This window comes from Vibrio sp. D173a, from assembly GCF_030248475.1.
This window is the reverse complement of sequence record NZ_JAHGAH010001324.1, coordinates 1-739: the sequence shown is the minus strand read 5'-3', so window position 1 is coordinate 739 and position 739 is coordinate 1. Positions and strand designations below refer to the sequence as shown.

The following is a 739-nucleotide window of genomic DNA, read 5'->3' as shown; positions in this document are numbered from 1 at the left end:
TCATCGCTTCCACTTGGTCGTGTGTGACGTACACAAAGGTTGTGCCAATATCTCTGTGAATTTGTGTTAACTCTCCGCGCATGTGGACACGCAGCTTTGCATCCAGATTGGAAAGAGGTTCGTCCATCAGAAACGCAGAAGGCTTTCTTACCATCGCTCGGCCTAACGCTACGCGTTGGCACTGTCCTCCGGACAGTTCACCGGGTTTACGGTCTAGTAAGTGTTCGATATGCAGTTGCCCCGCCACGTCCTGAACGCGACGATCGATCGATTTGGCTGATGCTCTGCTTTCGCTGTTTACTTTGTCTACAAAGGGGAACCTTTGCCAAAGTGGCATACGCATTCTCAAAGGCACTTGCATGTTCTCGCGCACGGTTAAATGCGGGTAGAGCGCATAAGATTGGAAAACCATAGCAAGGTCGCGATCTTTTGGACGTTTATCCGAAATATCCGTACCACCAATGCGGATGTGACCCTCTGATTGTTCTTCGAGGCCTGAGATTATTCGTAACAGCGTCGATTTCCCGCTGCCTGAAGCCCCGACCAATGTTAAAAACTCACCATCCTTTATATCAAGATTGATTCCTTTTAGGATTTCCGTTTGACCAAATGATTTTTTAATATTTGAAAGATGTATATCTGCCATGGTGTCCAATCTTCGTTTTGTCAGTTTTAAGGGCGTTCGCCAGCAGCGATGCGGCGGTTTATATCGTTGATAACAGCTGGTAGGTCTGCGATC

At 47.6% G+C, this 739-nt stretch carries 1 protein-coding gene; it reads right to left on the bottom strand.

Translation table 11 applies throughout. From position 1 onward, the window contains the following. The coding region (locus KIV40_RS33120; protein ID WP_285353628.1) for an ABC transporter ATP-binding protein at positions 1 to 646 on the bottom strand (646 nt) is incomplete at its 3' end. Between the last annotated feature and the right edge of the window lie 93 nt (positions 647 to 739).